Origin of the sequence: Candidatus Manganitrophus noduliformans (genome assembly GCF_012184425.1) — a bacterium.
Lineage (GTDB): Bacteria > Nitrospirota > Nitrospiria > SBBL01 > Manganitrophaceae > Manganitrophus > Manganitrophus noduliformans.
In genome coordinates this window covers 1649282-1671977 of record NZ_VTOW01000001.1, presented here as the reverse complement: position 1 = coordinate 1671977, position 22696 = coordinate 1649282, and the positions used below count along the sequence as shown (strand labels likewise).

At 56.5% G+C, this 22696-nt stretch carries 26 protein-coding genes; 9 read left to right on the top strand and 17 right to left on the bottom strand.

Annotated elements, in window-relative coordinates; all coding sequences use genetic code 11:
- Window positions 1-7: 7 nt before the first annotated feature.
- The 17 genes from MNODULE_RS08215 to MNODULE_RS08135 form a co-directional block, all read right to left on the bottom strand.
- A complete protein-coding gene (locus MNODULE_RS08215; RefSeq protein ID WP_168058947.1) occupies window positions 8-775 on the bottom strand; it encodes an MlaE family ABC transporter permease in 768 nt (255 codons plus the stop codon).
- A 43-nt stretch (window positions 776-818) separates the two neighbouring features.
- Entirely contained in the window at window positions 819-1973 is a 1155-nt protein-coding gene (gene alr, locus MNODULE_RS08210) for an alanine racemase (RefSeq protein ID WP_168058946.1), read from the bottom strand.
- Entirely contained in the window at window positions 1970-2623 is a 654-nt protein-coding gene (locus tag MNODULE_RS08205) for a tetratricopeptide repeat protein (protein WP_168058945.1), read from the bottom strand. Before MNODULE_RS08205 ends, alr begins: the two co-directional genes overlap by 4 nt.
- Before the next feature lie 5 nt (window positions 2624-2628).
- The gene (locus MNODULE_RS08200) at window positions 2629-3105 is read right to left on the bottom strand and encodes a C39 family peptidase (protein WP_168058944.1); all 477 of its coding nucleotides are present in this window, start codon (window positions 3103-3105) and stop codon (window positions 2629-2631) included.
- Between the two features lie 142 nt (window positions 3106-3247).
- A complete protein-coding gene (locus MNODULE_RS08195) occupies window positions 3248-3658 on the bottom strand; it encodes a PA2779 family protein (RefSeq protein WP_168058943.1) in 411 nt (136 codons plus the stop codon).
- Between the two features lie 60 nt (window positions 3659-3718).
- Window positions 3719-4276, bottom strand: a complete 558-nt coding sequence (gene frr, locus MNODULE_RS08190; protein WP_168058942.1) for a ribosome recycling factor — start codon at window positions 4274-4276, stop codon at window positions 3719-3721.
- Window positions 4277-4330: 54 nt separating this feature from the next.
- Window positions 4331-5053, bottom strand: coding sequence for a UMP kinase (pyrH, locus tag MNODULE_RS08185; protein ID WP_168058941.1), 723 nt, complete (start codon window positions 5051-5053; stop codon window positions 4331-4333).
- 114 nt (window positions 5054-5167) lie between these two features.
- The gene (gene tsf / locus MNODULE_RS08180; RefSeq protein ID WP_168058940.1) at window positions 5168-5773 is read right to left on the bottom strand and encodes a translation elongation factor Ts; all 606 of its coding nucleotides are present in this window, start codon (window positions 5771-5773) and stop codon (window positions 5168-5170) included.
- Between the two features lie 52 nt (window positions 5774-5825).
- A complete protein-coding gene (rpsB, locus tag MNODULE_RS08175) occupies window positions 5826-6608 on the bottom strand; it encodes a 30S ribosomal protein S2 (RefSeq protein WP_168058939.1) in 783 nt (260 codons plus the stop codon).
- 253 nt (window positions 6609-6861) lie between these two features.
- Window positions 6862-8064 carry a bifunctional glutamate N-acetyltransferase/amino-acid acetyltransferase ArgJ gene (gene argJ, locus MNODULE_RS08170; protein ID WP_168058938.1) on the bottom strand — a complete coding sequence of 401 codons (1203 nt, stop codon included), beginning with the start codon at window positions 8062-8064 and terminating at the stop codon, window positions 6862-6864.
- A gap of 23 nt (window positions 8065-8087) precedes the next feature.
- Window positions 8088-9125, bottom strand: coding sequence for an N-acetyl-gamma-glutamyl-phosphate reductase (gene argC, locus MNODULE_RS08165; protein WP_168058937.1), 1038 nt, complete (start codon window positions 9123-9125; stop codon window positions 8088-8090).
- A 104-nt stretch (window positions 9126-9229) separates the two neighbouring features.
- Window positions 9230-9622: a 30S ribosomal protein S9 gene (gene rpsI, locus MNODULE_RS08160; RefSeq protein ID WP_181071007.1), complete on the bottom strand. Its 393-nt coding sequence runs from the start codon at window positions 9620-9622 to the stop codon at window positions 9230-9232.
- 2 nt (window positions 9623-9624) lie between these two features.
- Window positions 9625-10077 (bottom strand): 50S ribosomal protein L13, encoded by a 453-nt coding sequence (rplM, locus tag MNODULE_RS08155; RefSeq protein ID WP_168058935.1) that lies wholly within the window; start codon window positions 10075-10077, stop codon window positions 9625-9627.
- A gap of 112 nt (window positions 10078-10189) precedes the next feature.
- A complete protein-coding gene (locus MNODULE_RS08150; RefSeq protein WP_168058934.1) occupies window positions 10190-10672 on the bottom strand; it encodes a bifunctional nuclease family protein in 483 nt (160 codons plus the stop codon).
- A gap of 71 nt (window positions 10673-10743) precedes the next feature.
- The gene (locus tag MNODULE_RS08145) at window positions 10744-11337 is read right to left on the bottom strand and encodes a hypothetical protein (protein WP_168058933.1); all 594 of its coding nucleotides are present in this window, start codon (window positions 11335-11337) and stop codon (window positions 10744-10746) included.
- A gap of 30 nt (window positions 11338-11367) precedes the next feature.
- On the bottom strand, window positions 11368-11898 hold the full coding sequence (locus MNODULE_RS08140; RefSeq protein ID WP_168058932.1) for an MPN domain-containing protein: 531 nt from the start codon (window positions 11896-11898) through the stop codon (window positions 11368-11370).
- Window positions 11899-11981: 83 nt separating this feature from the next.
- The gene (locus tag MNODULE_RS08135) at window positions 11982-12437 is read right to left on the bottom strand and encodes a bifunctional nuclease family protein (protein WP_168058931.1); all 456 of its coding nucleotides are present in this window, start codon (window positions 12435-12437) and stop codon (window positions 11982-11984) included.
- Between the two features lie 183 nt (window positions 12438-12620).
- On the opposite strand from MNODULE_RS08135, the gene ccsA reads away from it, so the two are divergent.
- From ccsA to hpt, 9 genes are read left to right on the top strand one after another with little or no spacing between them, the layout of a single operon-like run.
- Window positions 12621-13487, top strand: a complete 867-nt coding sequence (ccsA, locus tag MNODULE_RS08130) for a cytochrome c biogenesis protein CcsA (RefSeq protein WP_168058930.1) — start codon at window positions 12621-12623, stop codon at window positions 13485-13487.
- Between the two features lie 59 nt (window positions 13488-13546).
- Window positions 13547-14866, top strand: coding sequence for a glutamyl-tRNA reductase (hemA, locus tag MNODULE_RS08125; protein WP_168058929.1), 1320 nt, complete (start codon window positions 13547-13549; stop codon window positions 14864-14866).
- A complete protein-coding gene (locus tag MNODULE_RS08120) occupies window positions 14866-16080 on the top strand; it encodes a ligand-binding sensor domain-containing protein (protein ID WP_168058928.1) in 1215 nt (404 codons plus the stop codon). Before hemA ends, MNODULE_RS08120 begins: the two co-directional genes overlap by 1 nt.
- Before the next feature lie 3 nt (window positions 16081-16083).
- Window positions 16084-17034: a hydroxymethylbilane synthase gene (gene hemC, locus MNODULE_RS08115; RefSeq protein WP_168058927.1), complete on the top strand. Its 951-nt coding sequence runs from the start codon at window positions 16084-16086 to the stop codon at window positions 17032-17034.
- A gap of 21 nt (window positions 17035-17055) precedes the next feature.
- The gene (gene cobA, locus MNODULE_RS08110; protein WP_168058926.1) at window positions 17056-18603 is read left to right on the top strand and encodes a uroporphyrinogen-III C-methyltransferase; all 1548 of its coding nucleotides are present in this window, start codon (window positions 17056-17058) and stop codon (window positions 18601-18603) included.
- Window positions 18604-18639: 36 nt separating this feature from the next.
- Window positions 18640-19620 (top strand): porphobilinogen synthase, encoded by a 981-nt coding sequence (gene hemB, locus MNODULE_RS08105; RefSeq protein ID WP_168058925.1) that lies wholly within the window; start codon window positions 18640-18642, stop codon window positions 19618-19620.
- Window positions 19617-20570: a bifunctional riboflavin kinase/FAD synthetase gene (locus MNODULE_RS08100; protein WP_168058924.1), complete on the top strand. Its 954-nt coding sequence runs from the start codon at window positions 19617-19619 to the stop codon at window positions 20568-20570. The genes hemB and MNODULE_RS08100 overlap by 4 nt, the downstream gene beginning before the upstream one ends.
- Window positions 20571-20577: 7 nt before the next feature.
- Window positions 20578-22059: a tRNA lysidine(34) synthetase TilS gene (gene tilS / locus MNODULE_RS08095; RefSeq protein WP_168058923.1), complete on the top strand. Its 1482-nt coding sequence runs from the start codon at window positions 20578-20580 to the stop codon at window positions 22057-22059.
- Window positions 22060-22602 carry a hypoxanthine phosphoribosyltransferase gene (hpt, locus tag MNODULE_RS08090; RefSeq protein ID WP_168058922.1) on the top strand — a complete coding sequence of 181 codons (543 nt, stop codon included), beginning with the start codon at window positions 22060-22062 and terminating at the stop codon, window positions 22600-22602.
- The last annotated feature ends 94 nt before the right edge of the window (window positions 22603-22696 follow it).

The following is a 22696-nucleotide window of genomic DNA, read 5'->3' as shown; positions in this document are numbered from 1 at the left end:
AATCATTCTAAAAGAGAAAGGCGGTCAGGAAATAGTCGGAGATCAAAATGAGCATCTCCGCGATGACGACGGCCCCGGTGGTCGCCCGCCCGACCCCTTCGGCCCCCCCTTGCGTATTAAATCCCTTATAGCAGCTGATCGTCGCGATGAGGGTGCCGAAAACCATCGCCTTCAAGAGCCCCCCCCAAATATCGTTCGGCTCCAGATACTGAATCGTCCGGCGGATATAGATCCCCGGATTCGCCTCTAGCATCTGCACCGAGATCAGGTATCCTCCGATGATGCCGATGAAATCCGAAAAAACGGTCAGGAGCGGAAGCATCAACATCCCCGCGAGCAATCTCGGCGTAATCAGATATTGGACCGGATCGACCGCCATCGACGCCAGGGCGTCGATCTGCTCGGTCACCTTCATCGTCCCGAGCTCGGCGGCCATCGCCGCCCCCGCGCGCCCCGCCACGATCAGCCCCGTCAGGACCGGCCCGAGCTCCCGCGTCATCGAAAGGGCGACGACCGTCCCGACCAGCCCCTCGGCATTAAACCGCTGGAAACCGGTGTAGCTCTGCAGCGCCAGGACCATCCCGGTGAAGGTGGCGGTGATCAGGACGACCGGGATCGACTCGACCCCCACCGCCTCCATCTGCCGGGCGATGTTCCGAAAACGAAGCGGGGGCCGGAACGTCCAAAGGAACGCCTTGATGAAAAGGAGGGCGATCGCCCCCACCTCCGTCAAAAAGCCAAGAAGCCAGCTCCCTATTTTTTCGAAGTAGCGCATAAGAGTATCGGTCTTATGGGTCTTATACGACCTATATTTTGCCTCACCTCTCCTTGTATATTCTCGGAACCCGCTCCCCGATCCCGCAGAGAATCTCATACGGGATGGTCTCGGCCTGGCGGGCGAGTTCGTCGGCCCAGACCGCTTCGCCACCTTCTTCCCCAATCACTGTGACCCAGTCGCCGACGCTCAGGGAAGGGGCCTCGGTGACATCGAGCATCGTCATGTCCATGCAGACCCGGCCCACCACCGGCGCCCGTTGCCCTTTGGCGATCATTACCCCGCGGTTGGAGAGAAGCCGCGGATAACCGTCTGCATAACCGATCGACACGGTGGCGATGAGGCTCTCCCGCCGGGTGAAGAAGGTGCGCCCGTAGCTGATGGAAGTCCCCGCGGGAACTTTTTTCACTGCGATGACGCGGGCCCGAAGCTGGAGGATCGGCTTCAGCGGGATCTCCGTTTCCTCTTCCAAAGGGGAATACCCGTAGAGCATCAACCCCGGCCGGACCAAGTTAAAGTGCGCCGCGCCGAAGTGCATAATAGCAGCGCTGTTGGCGAGATGGCAATAGCGGACTTTCATTTTCGCCTTCTGAAGCGCGGTCCAGATTTGCTTCAGCGCCTCAAACTGTTTCTTGGCAAAAGAGAGATCCTTCAGATCGGCCTCGGCAAAGTGGGTCAGAATTCCTTCCACCCGAATCCCCTTCTGTTCCATCGCCGTTTGAATGAACGGGAGGGCTTCGGAAACCGGCAGGCCGATGCGTCCCATGCCGGTATCGAGTTTGACATGGACGTTCACCCGCTCCCCCCGCCGCGCGGCATACCGGCTCAGGGCGGCAAGCGACGCCGCGTCGAAGAGAAGAGGGGTGAGCTGATATCGGACGATTTCCGGAATCTGCTCGATCGGGCAGCCGGTCATCAACAATATCGGATGGGTGATCCCGGCCTTTCGAAGCTGGATCGCCTCCTCCAAATAAGCGACCCCGAGCAGGCTGATCTCCATCGACCGTTTCTCTCCCACCAGAAATTGCGCGATCGGGACGGCGCCATGGCCATAGGCGTTCGCCTTGATGACCGCTAAGATCTCCCTCCGGCCGATTCGCTTCTTGACCTGCTGAAGATTGCGGCGCAACGCCGAGAGATCAATCTCCGCCACGCCGGCTGCGCGTCTTCGAACATCCATCTTTATTCCCTCGCTCAATCCTCTTCCTCGTCGGCCCGGCCGTCCGGATTCGATTCCACCGGAGCGGCCGCGCCGTTCGAGTTTTTTTCTTCGAGCAATTCTAGCACATGATTCTGCTGTTCGCTCAGCTGTTTCAGAAGAAGCGGATCGGAGGGAGACAACGCCTTCGCCTCCCGGACCGCGGCGAGGGCCGGTTCGTATTCGGCGCGCGCCAGGTAAATGGCGGCGAGGGTGTCGAGATAGTAGGGCTTTCGCGCCGGGTCGACCTCGATCGCCTGCTGAACCCAGCGCTCCGCTTCGAGCAGATCTCTCTCTTCGATCAGATAAAGCGACGCCAGATTATTGAGAATGGGAGCGTTCCGAGGGTCGAGACGGAGCGACTTTCGATAGGCCTGTTCCGCGGCGGCGTAATTTTTCTTTGCGTAGTAAACGTTTCCCAAGTAGCCCTGGATCACCGAGGGGGATCCTCCCTTGTCGAGCGCCGCTTGATATTCCACGATCGCCAGGTCCCACGCCCCCCGCGCTTCATAAGAAAGCCCGAGTTGAAGATGCTCTTCACCGGAGAGCGGGTCGTTGAGAATGACGACTTTGGGAACGGCGCCGCAGCCGGCGAGCCCGAAAAGGAGCCCAAACCGGAGAAGGAGAAGCAGCGTCCGTGCGAGTCCCATCGGGGTTAACTTGCGCTTCGGGGAACGACTTGAAGCGTCCAATAATTCGTCTTCTCCCAGGCTGCGACAAAGGTTTGATACGGAATCGGTTTGTTCTCTTCTAATCCGGAGTGGACGATCACCTCTTCCCGCGTTTCATCCAGGCCGGTAATGACGACAAAATGACCGACGGGGAAAACGCGTCCCCCCAGATTCAAAAATGCAATCAGGGGAATGCCTTGCGAGAGATGTTTCTTGACATCGGGGAGGCTGCCGGCGTAGCTCTCGGCCCGCATCCCCTTCTTCCGCGCGAAATGGGTGAGATCGATCCCCAACGCCCCGTTTAACTCCGGAAGATAGACGGCGCGCGTCACCTCCTCCACCGAAATCTCCTCCCGCCAGTAGTGCAAGACGGAGGTCAATGACGCCGGACCGCAAAGGCCCACCTGCTGGGGGAAATAAGGAACGTTTAACCGAAGCGCCTCCGGGGAGGGAGAACGCATTTGACCCGCCGGGGCACAGGCTGAAACGAGTGCAAAGAAAAGAATCGCCAGAGAAGATCGCAACAGAACCGGGATCATCCCGGAAGAAATCGGCTGGATCTCATCAACAGGCCCCGTACGATGAAGTCGGCTCACATTCGATCTACTTTGTGATGATGACTTTGTGCCCGGTCAGTTGAAGTAGAATCACCACGAGGATCGCGATCACCAGAAGCGCGATCACCACCCCGAGCCCGTCCCCCCCGGCATAAAGGGAATCGATCTGACCGGCGACTTGATGGACTTCCTGATCGGAGAGCTGCGCCAGCCGGGAAGTGATTTCTTCTTGGCTTAAACCGAGATCGGCCAGGCGTTGGTGAATCATTTTTGATTCGAGAACGGTCTGTATCTTGGAAAGATCCTCTTGGCGGATCGAAGAGGTCTGATTGGAGGGGAGAAACATCGCCCAACCTTCGGAGGTCGGGAAAGCGGAGAGGAGTCCAAGAACCACTGTGGCAATGACCAAATAACCGACTAAGGATCGTTTAAAGAAAAGCTGAACCCGAAAACCCATCGACGACCTCCTATCCGCAACCATGAGAACCGTGAAACGACACGCCGTCTAGACTTTCACTTAAACTTCCAGAATCTCCGCTTCTTTCTTCTTTAAGATTTCATCGACCTTGGTGATCGTTTGGTCGGTCATTTTTTGAACTTCATCCTGCGCTTTGCGGAGCGCATCCTCCGTCAGTGTTCCGTCCTTCTGCAGCGATTTGAGCTCTTCGTTCGTATCGCGCCGGATGTTTCGGATCGCCACCTTCGACTCTTCCCCGATCCTTTTCACCAGCTTCACGAGATCTTTTCTTCGCTCTTCGGTCAGAGGAGGGATGCTGATCCGGATGACCTTTCCATCGTTGGAGGGGGTGAGTCCCAGCCCGGAGCCCAAGATCGCTTTTTCCATCTCGGGAAGCTGGCTGGTATCCCATGGCTGAATGAGGACCGTTCTGCTGTCGGGGATGGAAAGGGTCGCGATCTGCTTTAAAGGAGTGGTTGCTCCATAATAATTGACCTGAACGGAATCGAAGAGGACCAAGGAGGCGCGGCCGGTTCGAACGCCGGAGAGCTCCACCTTCAGGTGTTGGAGGGAAGCCTCCATCTTCTCGAGCATTTTCTTTTTCGCGTCAGAAAACATGAAAATCCTTTTATAGGTCTTATAGGTCCTATAAGTCGTATAGGACCTATAAAATCATCGCGACTTTCTAATAATCGTTCCCACACGCTCGCCGGTGAGGACCTTGCGGATGTTTTCTTTTTCTTTAACGTTGAAGACGATCAGCGGAAGATTATTATCCATGCAAAGAGTCACCGCGGTGGAATCCATGATCTTCAATCCCTTCTCGATCACCTCGAAGAAGGTCAGCTCGGAGAACTTGCGGGCCGCCGGATCTTTCATCGGGTCCCGGTCGAAGACACCGTCGACCTTGGTTCCCTTTAAGATTACTTCGGCGCCGATTTCCATCGCTCGGAGCACCGCCGCCGTATCGGTCGAAAAATAAGGATTGCCGGTCCCGGCCGCGAAGATGACCACCCGTTTTTTTTCCAAATGACGGATTGCCTTTCTTCGAATGTATCCCTCGGCCAGCTCTTTCATCTCGATCGCCGACTGAACGCGGGTGAAGACCCCCTTCTTTTCGAGGATATTCTGGAGAGCAAGCGCATTAAGAACGGTCGCCAACATCCCCATGTAATCGGCCGAGGTCCGCTCCATTCCCGCGGCGCTCCCGGCGATGCCCCGAAAGATGTTTCCGCCGCCGATCACAACCGCCGTCTCAACCCCCATCGAGGCGATTTCTTTGATCTCCTCGGCGATGGTGTCGAGCATCTTGGGATCGATCCCGTACCCCTGGTCACCCGCCAATACCTCCCCGCTGACTTTCAGGAGAACTCTTCGATATTTGGCGTCGGACATGGGCGGCGATCCTATTAGGCGATCCTATTAATAGATGGAAAGGGCAACACCGCCGGAGCGAACGGCAAAGGCGCCGTTGGCTTCGTTCGGCATGGAATGGATGGAGCGGAGGCCCTAAGCCTCCCCTTCACCCAACTGATATCGCGTAAACCGTCGGATGTGCATGTTCTCCCCGACCTTCGCAATCTTCTGTGCCAATAGATCTTTGATCTTGGTCTGAGGATCTTTGATGAACGGCTGCTCCAGCAGGCAGATCTCCTCAAAAAACTTCTCGAGTTTTCCTTCGGCGATTTTAGCGATCACCCCCTCCGGCTTTTTCGTCTCACGCGCCTGAGCGATATAGATGTTCCGCTCCTTCTCGATCACCTCCGCGGGAACCTCCTCGCGCCGGATATACTGAGGCGGGGGGGTCGAGCCGGCGATCTGCATCGCGATATCTCGAACGAACTCCTGGAACTCCGGATTTCGCGCGACGAAATCGGTCTCGCAGCTCACCTCGACCAAAACGCCGATTTTTCCGCCGAAGTGGATGTAGGAGCCGATGCTCCCTTCGCGCGTCTCCCGCCCCGCTTTTTTGGCGGCGGTCGCAAGCCCTTTCTGCCGGAGATAATCAATCGCCTTGGAGAGGTCCCCTTGCGACTGCGCCAGGGCGGCCTTGCAATCCATAATACCGGCCCCTGTCTTCTCGCGTAACTCTTTAATCGTATCGACTGCCGACATTCCGTTTCCTTTCTAAAATATCTCTACAAGAAATCAGAGCCCGAGGTGGCGCTTACGAGGCAGACGCTCCCGGCTCTCCCTCCGCCGCGGCCATCACCGGTTCCGGCTTCACCTCTTGCTGGGAAGCGGAAGCCGGCCGCTCGGTCTGCGTCTTCTCCCGAATACGCCGACCCTCCAAGACCGCATCGGCCATCCGGCTGGTGATCAAACGAATCGCACGGATCGCATCGTCGTTGCCCGGGATGACATAATCGATCTCATCGGGATCACAATTCGTATCGACAATGGCGATGACCGGGATCCCCAGCCGGTTCGCCTCTAACACGGCGGTTCGCTCTTTCATCGTATCGATCACGAAGATCGCCGCCGGAAGGTTCCGCATATCCTTGATTCCGCCGAGATTCCACTCGAGGTGCTCCCGCTCTTTCTCCATCTGGAGCACTTCTTTTTTCGGCAGCCGCTCATGGGTCCCGTCTTCGCGCGCCGATTCGAACTTTTTTAACTTTTCAATACTCTTCCGGATGGTGGCGAAATTGGTCAGCATCCCCCCCAGCCACCGATGGTTCACATAAAACATGCCGCACCGCTTCGTCTCGGCCTCCACGATCTCCTGCGCCTGCCGCTTCGTTCCGACGAAGAGGATCGTCTCTCCATGCGCCACAAGGTCTCGGACGAAATCGGTCGCTTCCGCGAACTTCTTAACGGTTTTCTGAAGATCGATGATATAAATATCATTTCTCTCCCCGAAGATATATTTGGCCATCTTCGGATTCCAACGATTGGTTTGGTGTCCAAAATGAACACCCGCTTCAAGTAATTCTCTCATTTCAGTCATTGCTTCTCCTTATTTTGGTCTGAGCCTCCGCTCCCGCTTTTACGCACTGATTGCCTCATGGACAAAAAGGGCGACCCGACCTGCGCTTTTTTCGGTCGGGGACCGAGCCCCAGCGGGGAGCGTGTGAATTTTGTGTTGATTGTTGAAGGTGTTACACGATCTCGATCACAGGAATTTCAAATGATGAGATTTTAAAAAGTAACATAATTATAGCCGAATTTGCAATAGGAAAAAAGGATCTCTTCTCCTCATCTTAGCTCCGGTACGCCGCATTGATCTTGACATAGTCGAGGCTGAGATCGGATGTCCAGAAGTCGGCGCGACCCCTGCCGGAATGGAGGTGAACCGTCAATTCAATCTCCTTTTGTTTCAAGAGGACCGCCACCTTCGATTCCGCATCCTTTCCTTGGTAGACCCCCTTACGGACGAGCGCCACCGGGCCGAAGGAAAGATCGACCTGCTCCGGATCGACCGGAACTCCGGCATTGCCGATGGCCGCAACAATCCGTCCCCAGTTGGCATCCTCTCCGAAAAAGGCGGTTTTGACCAGACTGGAGCAGGCGATCGACTCGGCAATCCGTCGGGCCGCCGAATCGCTCCGGGCGCCGGTGATCTTAATCTCGATCAGCTTCGTCGCCCCCTCCCCGTCCCGGACGATCATCTTGGCAAGCGAGAGGCAGGCCGCCTCCAACAGGACGACAAACTGGCCGTAGGCCGTCCCCTTGGATCGGATCTCTTTTCCCCGCTGTCCGCTGGCGAAACAGAGGACCATGTCGTTCGTGCTGGTGTCGCCGTCGACGGTGGTGCGGTTGAACGAACGATCGACCGCTTGCCGGAGCGCCTCCTGAAGCAGACGGGGCTCCATCGCTACATCGGTCGCCAAGAAGGCAAGCATCGTCGCCATGTTCGGATGGATCATTCCGGAACCCTTGGCGATCCCACCGACCCGGACCTCTTCTCGACCGACCTTCCCGGTGAAGGCGACCTCTTTCGGAAAGGTATCGGTCGTCATAATCGCTTCCGCCGCCGCGCGGCCGCCGTTTCGCGAAAGCTGCAAGGCCAACCGCGGAACCGCGCCGGTGATCTTCTCGATCGGCAGGAACTCGCCGATGACCCCGGTCGAGGCGACGTAGACCGACGCGATCGGGACATTCAATGCCCGCGCCGCCGCCTCGGCCATCGCTCCTGCATCCCGGCCGCCCCGCGCCCCCGTGAAGGCATTGGCGTTGCCGCTGTTGGCGATGATCACCCGGCCCTTTTTCTTTCGAAGGTGCTTTCGATCGAGCAGAAGCGGGGCGGCTTGGAATCGGTTCTTGGTAAAGACCCCCGCCACGTTGCAGACGCTCTCGGAGAAGATTAATGCGAGATCGGGCTTCTCCATCTTCTTGATCCCGGCAAATGTTCCTGCCGCCGTAAAGCCGTCGACGGCGGTGATCCCCCCTTCAATCTGTTCCATCGTTCATCCAAAATGAAAAGCGTTTAGGGGAAGATCCCCGGCGACATCAGGCCAAGCCGCTCGTCCCATCCCATCATGACATTCATATTCTGAATCGCTTGTCCCGACGCCCCTTTGACCAGGTTATCGATCGCCGACATGAGGATTGCCGTCCGACCGGAGGGGGTCGCAAAGGCGCCGATGTCGCAAAAGTTCGATCCGCGAATCTGACTCAGGTTCGGCGCGCCGTCGAACCTCCGGATAAAGGGCTCGCCCCGATAGAGGTCCAAAACCGAATCGATCTTCTTCTGTGTGAACTTTTCGTTTAACGGAAGATAGATCGTCGTCAATATCCCCCGGTTGACCGGGAGAAGGTACGGGGTGAAGAGAGCGGTCATCTTCTGTTGGCCGATCCGCCGAATCTCCTGTTCGATCTCAGGGAGATGTCGGTGAACACCGACGTTGTACGCCGCCATTCCTTCGTTGACCTCGGTAAAGTGGGCCTTTGCGGAGGGAGTCCGTCCCGCCCCCGAGATTCCCGACTTCGAATCGATGATGATCTCCCGGCTTGGATCGATGCACCCGGCCTTTAAAAAGGGATAGAGGAGCAGCAGCGCCCCGGTCGGATAACAGCCGGGATTCGCGATGAGATGGCTTTTTGCGATCTCGCTTCGGTAGACCTCGGTCAGACCGTACACCGCCTCCTTCAAGAGCTCGGGGCGGGAGTGGGGCAACTGGTACCAGCGCTCATACAGCGGGGCAGATCGGAGGCGAAAATCAGCGGAGAGGTCGATCACCCTTTTGCCGAGATCGATGAGCTGCCGCGCCGGTTCCATTGCTTTTGTGTGGGAGAGAGCGAGGAAGACCAGATCGGCCTTTTCGGCGATCTTCTTCGGATCAAAGGATTCCAGCGTCAGGTCGTAATACCCTTTTAACGAGGGGAGCCGATGAACGAGCGGCTCTCCGGCCGACTGCTCGGAGGTCGCACTGACCACCTCGACATGGGGGTGTTGAGAGAGAAGCCGGAGCAATTCTCCCCCCGTATAACCGGTGGCGCCGGCGATGGCGACTTTGAGGGTCATCTCATCACTTATCTTTATGCAAGGGACCTCTGGTCCCGATGTTTACTTAAAAAAAAGGGAAGGTCTTTCGACCTTCCCGATCAAGTGCGAGGTGAAAAGAACCTTTACCGTTTTGAATATTGGAACCGCTTGCGGGCTCCCTTTTGCCCATACTTTTTTCTCTCTTTGACCCTCGGATCGCGGGTGAGCAATCCTTCTTTCTTTAAAGCGGTCCGTGATTGGGGGATCGCTTCCAAGAGGGCCTTGGAGATGCCGTGACGGAGCGCGCCGGCCTGGCCGGTCAGTCCGCCGCCATGAACCGTGGCAACGGCGTTGTATCGTCCGACCGTCTCCGTCAATTGGAAGGGCTGGATGAGGAGATACTTCCAGGCTTGGCGGGGGAAATACTCATCCGACGGCCTGCCGTTCACCAAGATCTTCCCCTCTCCCGGCTCCAAATAAACCCGCGCGGTGGCGTTCTTTCTCTTTCCTGTGGCAAAATAACGGGTTGCCGCCATGATCATGAACCCCTTTCTTTTTCTTTTACTGCAAAAGCTTGTGGTTGCTGCGCCTGGTGCGGATGGTCGGGCCCGGCATAGACTTTCAATTTCTTCGCCATCGCCTTGCCAAGCTTGGTCTTCGGGAGCATTCCGGCAATCGCGTAGGTGACAAGCCGTTCCGGCTTCTCCCGCAGCATCTTCTCCGCGTTTGTCTCCTTCAGTCCCCCCCGCATATAACCGCTGTGGTGATAATATTTCTTTTTGACCGCTTTGCCGGCGGTCAAAACAACCTTCGCCGCGTTGATGACGACCACATGATCTCCGAGGTCCTGGTTGGGAGTAAAAACCGGCTTATGCTTTCCACGAAGAACCGCCGCAACTTGCGTCGCCATGCGACCCAAGACCTTGCCGTCCGCATCAACGACGAACCACTTTCTCTGAATATCGGACTCTTTCACTGCCGTTGTTTTCATCTTTATCCTTCATTTAAACGCTGTAAAGTAGTGTATTTTTATACAATGATCGGTCTTTTGTCAAGGGGAAAGATTGAAACGGGGGGTATTGGGGGCGACCCGGCGGGTCCCCTCACGCATTGTAGGAGCCGAAATCTTTCGGTTTGAGTCTTTCGAGCCACTCGTCCAAATTTTCCGACGACTTCTTTCGGAGCACCTCTTCGGTGACATAGATCGGAACCCCGGCGCGAAGGGCCAACGCAATGGCGTCGCTCGGTCGGGCATCGATCGTAAACTCTCCGGAGCCTGTTCCCTCTTGCTCCGATGTCCGCCGATGCACCAGATAAAGGGTCGCGAAATAGGTATTGTTGTTGAGATCATGAATGACGATCTTTTCCATCTGAATGCTCAGATGGGTCAACAGGTCTCGCAGAAGATCATGTGTGAGAGGACGCTGCGGGACGATCCCTTCCAGCGCAAATCGGATCGCGTTTCCTTCGGTCGTCCCCACCCAAATCGGAAGAAGCTCCACGTTCTGTTCATCCTTTAAGATGACGATCTGTGCTTCCGTATTCGGATCGGAGACCACCGCGTGCACTTTCAGTGGGATATTCATCTCTGACTCCCTGCCTTCCTAGGTTCTTTGCTCATCGACGTCGCCAACCCGGCGCCTTCCGTAATGATCGCTTACGGCAGCCGCTTAATAAGACCTCGGCTCGCCACCTCCGCCGCTTTTTCGAAACTGGCCGGAATGCGCGGGAAAAAGAGAAAGAGATATCCTCTCGATTCCCCCGTTCCCTCCCAGATGATATCGCCCATTTCAATATCCCACAACCGGCCTTGGAGGCGAACGTGTGTCGCCCCTTCAATCACCTCTACCTGTTGCAATTCGGTCTGCAGGAGAAAGCGCGTTCCGAAGACCTTCTTTAGCTCGGCGACATCCTTCTCTTCGGCGACCTTTTTAAACGACAATTCTTTCTTCAGTCGTTCCAGCAATGGACCGAGATTGCTCGCTTCAACTCTGGCGCGCCCCTCTTCAGGTGAAATCAACTGTGTTTGCTGCCGCATTTCGGTCAGCGCCCGGTAGAAGATCTTCTCGGCCGTTTTCGTATAGTCGCGGTTCGCCCCCCGTCCGACCATCGGCATGACGGCGATCGTTTCCGTTGAAAGACTACTGGTATAAAGAACCCCCCTGCGGTAGTCCTCCCGGGAGAGGTCGTCGATGCCGACGCACCCGAAAAATAAAAAACCAAATATAAAAAAGAGGAATGTTCGTTTCATGATCGGAGGATTTTCCGGTGAAAGTCTCATTTATACCCGCTCTATTCTTGTGGAGAGAGGACCCCATATTTCCGCAAGCCTGGGACGGCTGTTCCCATTCTTGCGGCCGTTTTCAAAATAATAGGCTGCAATCTTAAACTGATACTTGTCGAGCGAGCCCGAGACCGTGTGGTCAAACTGAAAAAGTCTCGACCGCGACCGCTTGTTCTCGTTGATTGCAATGACGATCTGGAGATCATCGTCGGCCATGTATTGGATATCTTCCGAGCTAAGGGTGACGTGCGCCCGGATATCGCGGTACATTGTATGAGAATGGAAGTCCCCGATGACATCCAATTTCGGAAAATTCTTCAGGACCTCCGTAATGATTCGCCACTTTTCAGGCCGCAGCTCCGTCCAGCTATGGCCCCGCTTGACGCTTTGATAGGGGATCGCATGCTCGACAATGAACTTATCGGGGTTACGATAGCCCAAGAGGAGACCGAAGCATTCTTTCTTGTACACTTCCACGGCAGAGAGGATTAAACCGATGAAGACATTTTCGTTGAGATAGACCTGCACCTTTCCCCCCTCTTCCGCTGATCATCATACCACTCTTTATACGATCATACATTTGAATTTGATAGGAGATCGATGCCGCCCGCTTAGGTGTCGTACTTCCCGAAATCTTCAGGCCGGAGATTCTCCAGCCAGCGGTCCAATTCCTCGGAACTCTGCTTTTTGATGACCCCTTCGGTCGCAAAGATCGGGGCATCGACGCGAAGCGCCAGGGCAATGGCATCGCTGGGCCGGGAGTCGATCGTGAATTCAGAATCGCCGTACATGAGATGAATTTTTGAAAAATAGGTATTCTCTTTTAGGTCGGTTACAACGATGCTGATGATCTTCGCATCGAGGGAATCCAAGACATTTTTGATGAGGTCGTGGGTCATCGGGCGGGGGGTAAACACCCCTTCCAACGCCAGGCTGATGGCGTTGGCCTCCGGCTTTCCGACCCAAATCGGCAACACTTCGGTATTCTCTTCGTCTCGAAGAATAATAATATAGGCATTATTATAGGGGTCAAACATGAGACCCCGCACCTTCATCTGGACCAACATGATTGATGTCCTTCCCATCATTACCGAAAGATTTATTTTTAAATCTATCACTTTCACCGATTCTTTGTCAACGAACAACCCGATCCACCGGATACACAAACCCTTGTTCTCTCTTGGAATTAAGCTTGACACCCTTTTGACCAACGGCTATAATGTGTCACCCTTAAAGCGAATCTGATTTCGATGCTAAATGTTTTATTTTTTAAAGTCACCCTCCTTTTTTATTTCCTCGGCACCACCTTTTTCTTGTTTAACCTCTGGGGTCGAAAAGGAGAACGCCTCCCCAAAAAACCGATTTTCGGAAACTCGGAAACCGATTCCGCGACCGGATCGTTTGCCGATGCTTCCTGGAGTCAAAAGCTGGCCGTCGTGGTGACAGGCGCCGGGTTTATCTTCCACACCCTTGCCCTGGTCGCCCAAATCAGGGAGGCCGGGTACATCCCCTTCACCAACCTCCATGAAGCCATTTCCTTTTTTTCCTGGGCGATCGTTCTCGCTTTTTTCCTGGTGGAGTTCCGCTACGGGATCGACATCCTCGGATCTTTTATCCTCCCGCTCGCCTTTCTCTCCCTGGTCTCGGCGGCGGCCCTTCCGGATGAAATCCGCACCCTCGACCCGACGCTGAAGACCATCTGGTTCGGCATCCATACCACCCTTTCTCTGCTCGGCATCGTCGCCTTCGCGATTGCATTCATCGCCGGAATTATGTATCTTCTCCAGGAAAGTTTCCTGAAATCGAAACAATTCAGTCCGCTTTATTATAAGCTCCCCTCCCTCGATCTGCTCGACGAGTGGAACAAGAAAGCCATCCTGCTCGGATTTCCGCTTCTGACCCTCGGCATTATTTCGGGAGCGCTCTGGGCGCAGTATTCGATCGGTTCGTTTTGGATCCAGAACAATCCAAAACAGGCGCTTTCTTTGGGAACCTGGCTTTTTTACTTGATGGTCCTCCACGGCCGGATTACGATTGGATGGAGGGCGAAGAAAGCGGCCCACCTCGCCATCATCGGCTTTGTGGGGGTCGTTTTTATTTTCGTCACCCTGGCTTAAACCGCCTCTGATCGCTTTTGGTCTGATGTTTTGAAGATGGCGCAACGGAAGAAAACGTCATGAATATCGTGATCGTCGGTCTCAACCATCGCACCGCGCCGGTTGAAATTCGGGAGCGCTTTTCGATCTCCGAAAAACAGATCGGAGAGGCCCTCTATCGACTGAAGTCGAATCCCGTCATCGAGGAAGGCCTGATCTTATCCACCTGCAATCGGGTGGAAGTCTGCGCCATGGTCAAGGAGACGACGAAGGGTTTCGAAGCGATCAAAAATTTCCTGATCCATTACCAGCCGGGCATTTCCCCCGACGTCCTCACCCCTTGCCTCTACATGTATGCCGCCGGGGACGGTCTTCGCCACCTCTTCCGCGTCGCCTCCAGCCTCGATTCGATGATCATCGGAGAGCCTCAAATCTTGGGCCAGATCAAAGATGCCTTCGATCAAGCGATCCTCCATAAAACCACCGGGGTCGTTCTGAACAAGGTTTTCAAAAAGGCGATCTCGGTGGCGAAACGGGTCCGGACCGAAACGAAGATCGCCGAGAATGCCGTCTCCATCAGCTTCGCGGCGGTCGAGCTCGCGAGAAAAATTTTCGGGAAACTCGACCGGAAATCGGCCCTTCTGCTTGGCGCCGGTGAGATGGCCGAGTTGGCGGCGCGCCACTTCGTCGGCAACGGCGTCCAGTCGGTCGCCATCGCAAACCGGAGCTACGAGCGCTCCCTGGAGCTGGCGAAAGAGTTCAACGGCGTCCCGGTGAAGTTCGAAGATTTCGTGGCGCAAATGGCCGAATCGGATATTGTCCTCTGTTCCACCGGCGCCCCGCGCTACTTAATCGGGGTTGAAGAGGTCTCGAAGGTGATCGCCATCCGCCAGAACCGGCCGATCTTCTTCATCGATATCTCCGTGCCGAGGAACATCGACCCGGCGATCAACAAATTAGACAACGTCTTTCTCTACGATATCGACGATCTGCAGCTGGCGGTGGAGACCAACCTTCGCGCACGGGAACAAGAAGCGCTCAAGGCGGATCAGATCATCGACGAGGAGATCGAGCGCTTCTCCCGCTGGTTCAAGTCGCTCGATGCCGTTCCGATGATCGTCGCCTTAAGAGACCGGGCCGAAGAGATCCGCAAAGCGGAGATCGAAAAAATCGTCGGAAAGCTCGGACCGTTGACCCCGGCCCAACGAGAGATGCTGGAGGGGCTCACCAGCTCGATCGTCAACAAGCTCCTCCACAGCCCTCTGACCGTGTTGAAGGAAGAGGCCCACTCGACCAACGGCAATATGATTCTGGAGGCGACCCGAAGGCTCTTCCATCTCGAGGAGGTCCTCTCCAAGCTCGATGAGGAGAAGAAGGTCCCCCCCGAGGAACCGTTGTAATGAACCGGGGCATCGGACTTCCCCTGTTGCTCGCCTTTCTGATTCTCTCCCTTATCAGCTGTCGACGCGATCCCAATCAGGTCAACCCAAAACCGACTCTTCCGCAGGCGGCCCCTGTTACGGAAGAGCGGAAAGTCGCTCCGTCGTTTCCTCCGGGAGTTCCGCCGCATGGAAGGGGCGGCCCCTACCTTTTGACGGGGAGTTTCAGCACCGGTGAAGGAAGTTACGTCCGCTCGCTTCTGGCGGACGGTGATTTTCTCTGGGTCGGGACCTCCGAAGGGATCATCAAGGTCGCCCGGCGCACCGGAGAAGCCCTTGGAACCTACACGACGGCGGATGGATTGAAGAGCCCCTATATCTTCACGATGAAGAAAGACCCGAGGGGGGTTCACTGGTTCGGGACCAACAATGGGGGAATCAGCCGCTTTGACGGGAAAGATTGGAAGACCTACCTTCCCTCCGACGGCCTCGCCGACTTCTGGGTCTACGGAATCGACTTCGCCGCGGACGGGACGACCTGGATCGCCACCTGGAACGGGGTCAGCCGGTTTGATGGAACCACGTTCAAAAATTACAACACCAAAGACGGCTTGGCCGATCGATGGGTCTATGCGTTGGCGATCGATCGGGACCAATCGGTCTGGTTCGGAACGGAGGGAGGGGTCAGCCGCCTCGACCCGCAAGGAAACTGGAAGACATGGCGCCACGAGGATGGTCTCGGGGCGCCCAATAAGCTGGGACTGACCCGGAGCGAGAACACCGGTTTCGGCACCCTCTCCAAATCGGAGATGGACGACTACAAACACCGGCACGACCTCTCGATCCTCGATCCGGGCGGCAACGAAACCTACAATGAAAATTATGTCTTCTCGATGGCAATCGACCGCGACGGGAACAAATGGTTCGGAACGTGGGGAGGGGGCGCCGCCCGCTTCGACGGCGCGACCTGGAAGAACTACACGACGGATGACGGTCTCGCCGGCAACATCGTTTATGCGATCACGGTCGATCCGGCCGACGGGGCGATCTGGTTCGGGACCAACCACGGCGTCTCCCGCTTCGACGGCCGAGAGTGGATGAACCTTACCCCCCGCGAGGGGCTGACGAACGAACATGTTTATGCGATCGCCATCGATGCCGACCGGCACCTCTGGCTGGGAGAAAAGGGGGGGGTCGATGAGTGGACACCGAAAATGCAGGGGAGAATGAATTAGACAATGGCGAAGAGCGTTTTAAAAATCGGGAGCCGCGGGAGCCAGTTGGCGCTCTGGCAGGCGAATTGGGTGAAAAGCCAGCTCGAGCAGAAGGGGTTTCAGGTCGAGATCGTAAAGATCAAAACCACCGGCGATAAAATCCTCGACGTCCCCCTCGCCAAAGTGGGAGGGAAGGGACTCTTCGTCAAAGAGATCGAGGAGGCGCTCCTGCGAAACGAAATCGATCTGGCCGTCCACAGCATGAAGGACGTTCCGAGCGAGCTCCCCGAGCCGCTCCACCTGGCAGCCATCCCCAAACGGGAAGACCCGCGGGATGCGTTGATCAGCCGCCGGAGTCTTCGGCTGGCCGATCTCCCCTCCGGGGCGAAGATCGGGACCAGCTCTCTTCGACGCCAGGCGCAGCTCTGGGCCTATCGCTCCGATCTCGATTTCGCCATGCTCCGCGGGAATCTCGACACCCGCCTGCGCAAAGTGGCCGAGGGGGAGTTCGAAGCGATCATCCTCGCCGCCGCCGGTCTTCACCGGATGGGATGGAGCGATCGGATCACGGAGTATCTTTCGACCGACATCAGCCTTCCGGCGATCGGACAGGGGGCGTTGGGAATCGAGTGCCGACGAGAGGACCGGGAGGTCAATCAACAGATCGCTTTTTTGAACGATCCGGAAACCGCCTGCACGGTCACCGCCGAGCGGGCCCTCTTGATCCGGTTGGAGGGGGGCTGTCAGGTTCCGATTGCAGGTTATGCCACCCTCTCTGGGGAAGAGATCACCCTCGAAGGACGGGTCGCCACGCTGGATGGCCGGGAGATGCTCCGGGAGCGGCAACGGGCGCCGATTTCCGAGGCGGCCCGGCTGGGCACGCAGGTCGCCGAATCACTCCTGGGCAAAGGGGCGGACAAAATCCTCAAAGCGGTTTATGAAGGGGGACGACCGCCGGCGCCCGGAACACCCTGACATAATCGATTAGGAAACAACGTGGGACAACATCCCTCCAACAAAAAGAACGGAACCGTCTACCTGGTCGGCGCCGGCCCGGGCGATCCAAAGCTGATCACCCTGCGCGGGAAAGAAATATTGGAACAGGCGGATGTCATTATCTATGACTATCTCGCCAACCCGAAGCTGCTCGAATTCGCAAAAGAGGGGGCGGAGAAGATCTACGTCGGGAAAAAAGGGGGCTCGCGAAGCTCCCTTCATCAAGAGCATATCGATCAGCTGATGATCGAGGCGGCGAAGGCCGGAAAGTGCGTCGTTCGGCTGAAGGGGGGCGACCCGTTTATTTTCGGACGTGGGGGAGAAGAGGCGGAAGCGTTGGTCGCGGCGGGAATCCCCTTTGAAGTGGTCCCCGGCGTCACCTCCGCCGTGAGCGTCCCGACCTATGCCGGCATTCCGTTGACCCACCGCGACAAGGCGTCCACCGTCGCCTTCGTCACCGGCCACGAGGATCCCGCCAAAGAGGGAAGTCTTGTCGACTGGGCCAAGCTCGCCGGCGGACCCGACACCCTCGTCTTCCTGATGGGAATGGGGAACCTCGCCGGAATCGTCTCGGAGCTGGTCCGGCACGGGAAAGACCCGAAGACGCCGATCGCCCTGATCCGGTGGGGAACACATCCCTTTCAGAAAACGCTGGTCGGCCGGCTCGACAATATCGTTGAGAAGGTCGGCATCGAGGGGATGAAGCCGCCGGTGGTGATGGTGATCGGCGAAGTGGTCTCGCTTCGAAACCGGCTCAATTGGTTCGAATCAAAACCGCTTTTTGGAAAACGGATCATCGTCACCCGCGCCAAAGAGCAGGCGCCGGAGTTCATCGATCTTCTTTCTTCTTATGGGGCGGAGGCGGTCTCCTTTCCGACCCTTGAGATCGCGCCGCCGCCGAGCTGGGCCGAAGCGGATGCCGCCATCGAACGGATCGAACGTTACCATTGGATCATTTTCACCTCGGTCAACGGGGTGCAGTCATTCCGGAAACGGCTCGCCGCCCTCCGAAAAGACCTCCGGCTGCTGAAGGGAATTTCGCTCTGCGCCATCGGCCCTCGAACGGCGGCTGAGATTGAGGCGTGGGGGCTGCAGGTCGATCTGGTTCCAGCCGAATTTAAAGCAGAAGGGGTGCTCCAGGCACTGGATGCGCGCGGGATCGCCGGAAAACGCTTCCTGATTCCCCGCGCCATGGAAGCCCGGGAGATCCTACCGGAGGAAATTCAAAAAAAAGGGGGCGAGGTCGATGTCGTCCCCGTCTACCGGTCGGTCCGGCCCACTCCTGTTCCCGCAACCCTGGAGACCATCCTTCATGCGAAACGGGTCGATATGATCACCTTCGCCAGCTCGTCCACCCTTCGCAATTTCATGGAGATCCTCGGCCCGCAGCGGCAATCATGGCTGACCGGGAGCGCCATTGCCTGCATCGGGCCGATCACGGCGGAGACGGCGCGGGAGTTCGGATTGAAGGTCGATGTCATTCCGGGCGAGTATACCCTTCCCGCCCTGGCCGAATCGATTGTAGACTATTTCGGGAAAAAAGAGTAAATTGGAACAGAAAATGACAAGCCTTTAGGAGTTCTTATGGGATTTCCAACGCACCGGCCGAGGCGGCTTCGGGCAAGTGAAGCATTGCGCCGGATGGTCCGCGAGACCGAGCTTTCGGCCGGCCACCTGATTTATCCTCTTTTTGTCACCCAGGAAAAGAAAGGGAAAAGCGAAATCACGTCGATGCCGGGGCAGTATCGCCTGTCGATCCCCGAGCTTCTTAAGGAAACGACGGAGGCGGCCCGGCTGGGCATTCCGGCGGTGATTCTCTTCGGCATCCCGAAGACGAAAGATGACTACGGATCGGCCGCCTGCGACCCGCGCGGCGTGGTCCCGCAGGCGATCCGGGCGATCAAAGAGAAAACGCCCGATCTTCTCGTCATCACCGATGTCTGCATCGATGAATACACTTCTCACGGACATTGCGGCGTGGTGAAGGAGGGGAAAATCCTCAACGACGAAACATTGGAGATCCTCTCCAAGATGGCGCTGGCGCATGCCGAGGCCGGAGCCGACATGATCGCCCCCTCGGACATGATGGATGGCCGGGTCCGGACCCTCCGGAAGACGTTGGATGAAAACGGACAGACCGAGATCCCGATCCTCTCTTACGCCGCCAAATATGCCTCCTGCTTCTACGCCCCTTTTCGGGATGCGGCCCAATCGGCCCCCCAGTTCGGAGATCGGAAGAGCTACCAGATGGATGCGGCCAACCGGCGCGAGGCGATCCGGGAGGTGGCGCTCGATATCGAAGAAGGGGCCGACATCGTGATGGTGAAGCCGGCCCTTCCCTACCTTGATATTATTCGGGAAGTGAAGGATACTTTTAATGTTCCGGTGGCGGCGTATCAGGTCAGCGGGGAGTTTTCGATGATCAAGGCGGCGGCGCAGAAGGGATGGATCGACGAGACGCGCGCCATGATCGAATCGCTCCTCTCGATCCGGCGAGCCGGCGCGGATATGATTTTAACTTATTTTGCAAAAGAAATGGCGCACATTTCGGGGGAAAAGAGATGAGAATGTTTATCGGCTCGGCCAACATTAAACCGATCGAGGCCTATCCGGTGGTTGCCATCGGCAACTTCGACGGACTTCATTTGGGACACCAGGCGATTCTGGCGGAGGCGATCCAGCGGGCCCAGGAAAAAGAGGGAACCTCGGTCATCCTGACCTTTGAGCCGCATCCCGTGAAGGTGTTGCATCCGGAGCGGGACCTTCGATTGTTGAGCACCTTTCAGGTGAAGATGCGGCAGATCGAGGCGACCGGGATCGATGTCGCCTTCAGCGCCGAATTCAACAAAAACTTCGCCGAGTTGAGCCCGTATGATTTCGCCAAGACCTACCTGCACAACAAAATCGGCGCCAAAGAGGTGGTGGTCGGCCGCAACTTCCAATTCGGGAAAGATCGCGCCGGAAAGGTGGAGGATCTGATCCGATTCGGCAAAGAGCTTGGATTCGAGGTGGTGGTGAAAGATCCGGTGACCGTCGACGGCATCCCCGTCAGCTCCACTAAAATCCGTGAGCTGATGAAAGAGGGAAACGTCTACCTGGCCGCTCGAATGATGGGCCGGTATTATACGATGGAAGGAAAAGTCCTTCCCGGAGATGGGATGGGGAAAAAGCTCGGCTTCCCGACCGCCAACTTCCGGCTCCCCAATGAACTGGTGCCGAAGGAGGGGGTCTACGCCGTCCGGGTGGCCACCCTCAAGGCGGAGGGGTATGTCACCCTCGATGGAATTGTTTATATCGGATCGCGGCCGACGTTCGGCGAACATGAAAACCGGATGGAGGTCCATATCTTCGACTTCAATGAAGATATCTACGGCAAGCGTCTGCTCGTCACCTTTATCGACTGGATTCGGGGCGACCAAAAATTCGAATCGTCCGAGGCGCTGGTTCAGCAAATGAAAAAGGATTCCGAGCAGGCACGGGCGGTCTTAAAAGAGAAGGGAGCCACGCCGGGGTAACGTGGAGATGCTCTCAGTTCGTCGGAACCGATCGATTCTTAAATCGTTTGCGTTATCCTTCCAACGATTTCCTCGCCAGCCCGGAGATAAGATCGTCGTCGGCGTTTCCGGCGGGGCTGATTCGGTCTGTCTGCTTCACCTCCTCCGGCAACTCTCTTCGCGTTATCAGTTCACCCTTCATGTGGCCCACTTAAATCACGGCTTTCGAACCGAGGCGGAGAAAGAAGCCGATTTCGTCAAGCGGCTCTGCGCGGATTGGGACATTCCGATGACCCTCTCTTCCCTTCCGGTCCCGCGCATCTGTAAAGAGCGGCATCTCTCAAAACAAGAAGGGGCCCGTGAAGTCCGCTATGCCTTCCTCAAAGAGGTCGCCGGAGCGGTCGGCGCCCGATGGATCGCCTTAGGCCACACGGCCGACGACCAAGCCGAGACTTTTCTCATGCGCCTCCTCCGAGGGGCCGGATCGAAGGGACTCGGCGCGATTCCCCGGATGCGCGACGGCATGATCATTCGTCCTTTGCTGTCCATTTCGCGGAAGCAAATCGTCGATGCGTTATCGCGGGAGCAGATTCCGTATATCGAAGATCCATCCAACCGGCAGGAGATCTATCTCCGGAACCGTGTCCGCCATCGGCTTCTTCCCCTTCTCGAGGAATACAATCCGAACGTAAAGGAGGCGCTCAACAAAGAAGCGGAACTGCTGCAGGAAGAGAATGATTTCTTGACCCGCTACACAGAGGAGATGATTCCGCGCCTCGGCGTCGAAAAAAAGCAGACCTCGGTCTCCTTCAATCTCGAACGCCTCCGGCCGCTTCACCCCGCCCTTCAACGCCGAATCGTCCGGTGGGGGCTCGACCAGCTCCATCCCGGCCTGAAAGGAATCGGTTTTCATCATATTGAAACCGTTTTGTTGAAAGCCCTCGCCGGCCGGACCGGGAAAGCCTATCCGCTTCCGCATCGTCTTTGGGTCGAGAAGGGCTATACCCAACTCGTTCTCCGAAAGGAGCCTTCGAAAGAGGAACAGACGGAGGCCTCTTTTCAATCCGCGCGACCGGAGACGATCCTCTTTCCCTCCCCGGACCCGATCGACCTTCCGGAGTGGGGCTTGCGCCTGAGCGTCTCGCTCCATCGGAACCGAGAAAACCGGCCCGCTTTTTCCACTTGCGCCGCTTCTTTCGATTTTGATAGAATTTCCAATCCTTTCACCCTTCGTAGCTGGCGGGCGGGAGATTCTTTTGTTCCGGCCGGTATGAGGGGCAAACACAAGAAACTTCAAGATCTGTTTGTTGACGCAAAAGTTCCAAAATCGCAAAGGGCCTCAATCCCCCTCCTGACCTGTCCGGAGGGAATCTTGTGGGTCGTCGGCCTGCGGATCGACGACCGGTTTCGGGCGACGGAAAAATCAAAAGAGGTATTGATCGTGGAAGCGCACGCGCTGGATCGACCCGCTTCTCTGCCGGGCGTGAAGCCGTTCCCTGGGGGCACCTGAATGGAAGGACGGATCTTTGGAAAACCGATGATTACCCAAGAGGAGATGCGAAAACGAATCCAGGAGCTCGGCTTGCGTATTGCCCAAGATTATCAGGAGAAAGATCTTCTGATGATCGGCGTTCTAAAAGGGGCCTTCGTCTTTTTTTCCGACTTGGCGCGGGCCGTCCCCCTTCCGCTCCATGTTGATTTCCTGGTCGTTTCAAGTTATGGTGAAAAGAAAAAAAGCAGCGGGGCGGTCAAGGTTATTTCGGATACCACACAAAATCTAAAGGGAAAAGATGTCCTCGTAGTCGAGGATATCGTCGACTCCGGATTGACGCTGACCTTTCTGAAAAAGAAGCTCATGGCGCGAAAGCCGAACTCGCTCCGTTTCTGTACTCTGCTCGATAAGCCGCAGCGCCGGAAAACGGAAGTCACCATCGATTATGTCGGCTTTACCATCCCCAACAAATATGTCGTCGGATACGGGCTCGATTACGAAAACAAGTACCGGAACCTCCCCTATATTGCCGTGCTGGAAAACGTTCGAGAAGATGCATGAAAGATCGGCCCGGCCGGCTGAAACGATCTCTTTGCTCCACGAATTGTATGGAGGCGTTTTCTCAATCAATTCCACCCTTGCAGAATTGATTGTC

Bases quoted from the DNA above. Each gene is read 5' to 3' on its own strand.
- rpsI (WP_181071007.1), bottom strand. From the start codon at position 9,622: ATGGCGGCAACCCGTTATTTTGCCACAGGAAAGAGAAAGAACGCCACC.
- MNODULE_RS08205 (WP_168058945.1), bottom strand. From the start codon at position 2,623: ATGGGACTCGCACGGACGCTGCTTCTCCTTCTCCGGTTTGGGCTCCTT.
- argJ (WP_168058938.1), bottom strand. From the start codon at position 8,064: ATGGAACAGATTGAAGGGGGGATCACCGCCGTCGACGGCTTTACGGCG.
- MNODULE_RS08120 (WP_168058928.1), top strand. From the start codon at position 14,866: ATGAACCGGGGCATCGGACTTCCCCTGTTGCTCGCCTTTCTGATTCTC.
- MNODULE_RS08195 (WP_168058943.1), bottom strand. From the start codon at position 3,658: ATGGGTTTTCGGGTTCAGCTTTTCTTTAAACGATCCTTAGTCGGTTAT.
- rplM (WP_168058935.1), bottom strand. From the start codon at position 10,077: ATGAAAACAACGGCAGTGAAAGAGTCCGATATTCAGAGAAAGTGGTTC.
- hemB (WP_168058925.1), top strand. From the start codon at position 18,640: ATGGGATTTCCAACGCACCGGCCGAGGCGGCTTCGGGCAAGTGAAGCA.
- MNODULE_RS08145 (WP_168058933.1), bottom strand. From the start codon at position 11,337: ATGAAACGAACATTCCTCTTTTTTATATTTGGTTTTTTATTTTTCGGG.
- frr (WP_168058942.1), bottom strand. From the start codon at position 4,276: ATGTTTTCTGACGCGAAAAAGAAAATGCTCGAGAAGATGGAGGCTTCC.
- rpsB (WP_168058939.1), bottom strand. From the start codon at position 6,608: ATGACTGAAATGAGAGAATTACTTGAAGCGGGTGTTCATTTTGGACAC.
- MNODULE_RS08215 (WP_168058947.1), bottom strand. From the start codon at position 775: ATGCGCTACTTCGAAAAAATAGGGAGCTGGCTTCTTGGCTTTTTGACG.
- MNODULE_RS08150 (WP_168058934.1), bottom strand. From the start codon at position 10,672: ATGAATATCCCACTGAAAGTGCACGCGGTGGTCTCCGATCCGAATACG.
- hemC (WP_168058927.1), top strand. From the start codon at position 16,084: ATGGCGAAGAGCGTTTTAAAAATCGGGAGCCGCGGGAGCCAGTTGGCG.
- MNODULE_RS08135 (WP_168058931.1), bottom strand. From the start codon at position 12,437: ATGTTGGTCCAGATGAAGGTGCGGGGTCTCATGTTTGACCCCTATAAT.
- hemA (WP_168058929.1), top strand. From the start codon at position 13,547: ATGAATATCGTGATCGTCGGTCTCAACCATCGCACCGCGCCGGTTGAA.
- MNODULE_RS08200 (WP_168058944.1), bottom strand. From the start codon at position 3,105: ATGCGTTCTCCCTCCCCGGAGGCGCTTCGGTTAAACGTTCCTTATTTC.
- tilS (WP_168058923.1), top strand. From the start codon at position 20,578: ATGCTCTCAGTTCGTCGGAACCGATCGATTCTTAAATCGTTTGCGTTA.
- tsf (WP_168058940.1), bottom strand. From the start codon at position 5,773: ATGTCGGCAGTCGATACGATTAAAGAGTTACGCGAGAAGACAGGGGCC.
- MNODULE_RS08100 (WP_168058924.1), top strand. From the start codon at position 19,617: ATGAGAATGTTTATCGGCTCGGCCAACATTAAACCGATCGAGGCCTAT.
- hpt (WP_168058922.1), top strand. From the start codon at position 22,060: ATGGAAGGACGGATCTTTGGAAAACCGATGATTACCCAAGAGGAGATG.
- pyrH (WP_168058941.1), bottom strand. From the start codon at position 5,053: ATGTCCGACGCCAAATATCGAAGAGTTCTCCTGAAAGTCAGCGGGGAG.
- argC (WP_168058937.1), bottom strand. From the start codon at position 9,125: ATGACCCTCAAAGTCGCCATCGCCGGCGCCACCGGTTATACGGGGGGA.
- ccsA (WP_168058930.1), top strand. From the start codon at position 12,621: ATGCTAAATGTTTTATTTTTTAAAGTCACCCTCCTTTTTTATTTCCTC.